This is a genomic window from Acinetobacter sp. 102, from assembly GCF_037028485.1.
GTDB lineage: Bacteria > Pseudomonadota > Gammaproteobacteria > Pseudomonadales > Moraxellaceae > Acinetobacter > Acinetobacter higginsii.
Window position 1 is genome coordinate 1 of record NZ_JAZEZK010000054.1, and the last position, 1,210, is coordinate 1,210.

The window sequence follows — 1,210 nt, forward strand, 5'->3', positions numbered from 1 at the left end:
TGCTGTTGCTTTAACGCTGGTGATCGCACCATCAATCGTGTTCGAGCCTGTGTCACCAATATTACTTGCGGTGATTGCACCCGTCGTTGCATCAATGGTCGTGTTACCACCAATTGCACTCTTAACGCTGTCTGCAACACCGTGTAATTGACTGCCATTGATTGCATCGGTCGAAGTCGAGTTCACCGCACCAGCTTTGACATTGGTAATGGTGGTGCCACCTGCACCTGCTAAAGTCACTTTGTCTTTGGTTGCAGGGTTATCATATTTCACCGCTGCATCGTCCAAGTTACCAAGCTTGCCATCAACTGCTGCCAATTGATCTTCGGTTGCTGCCTGACCTGATACCGCTGTGCCGTTCCAAGTCGTGTTGCTTAAACCACCAATGGTATTGGTTGTGCCATCAATCTTAACTTTGGTTGCACCGCTGCCCACATTGATTGCATCTTTAACATTCAGCGTGTCGCCTAAGCCCAGTTGTACACCGCCTGCAACTGTCGTGCTGGTGATGTTACTGTCGCCTTTAACGTTGATATCACTACCCAAGGCATAGTTGTTCTTGCCTGTTGTGCCACCAAAGTTGATGCCTTTGTCTGCTGTTGCTTTAACGCTGGTGATCGCACCATCAATCGTGTTCGAACCTGTGCCACCAATGTTACTAGTCGTGATTGCACCTGTCGTTGCATCAATCGTCGTGTTGCCACCAATTGCACTCTTAACGCTGTCTGCAACACCGTGTAATTGACTGCCGTTAATTGCATCAGTCGAAGTCGAGTTCACCGCACCGGCTTTAACATTGGTAATGGTGGTGCCACCTGCGCCCGCTAAAGTCACTTTGTCTTTGGTTGCAGGGTCATCATATTTAACCGCTGCATCGTCCAAGTTACCCAACTTGCCATCAACTGCTGCCAATTGATCTTCAGTTGCCGCTTGACCTGATACTGCTGTGCCGTTCCAAGTCGTGTTGCTTAAACCACCAATGGTATTGGTCGTGCCATCAATCTTAACTTTGGTTGCACCACTGCCCACATTGATTGCATCTTTAACATTCAACGTATCGCCTAAGCCCAGTTGAACTCCGCCTGCAACTGTCGTGCTGGTGATGTTGCTATCGCCTTTAACGTTGATATCACTACCCAAGGCATAGTTGTTCTTGCCTGTTGTGCCACCAAAGTTGATGCCTTTGTCCGCTGTTGCTTTAACGCTGGTG

General features: G+C 48.7%; 1 pseudogene. It reads right to left on the reverse strand.

Features of this window, described 5'->3' with window-relative positions:
* Positions 1–1,210 (reverse strand): annotated as a pseudogene (locus WA352_RS21670) (trimeric autotransporter adhesin AtaA); the annotation flags it as partial.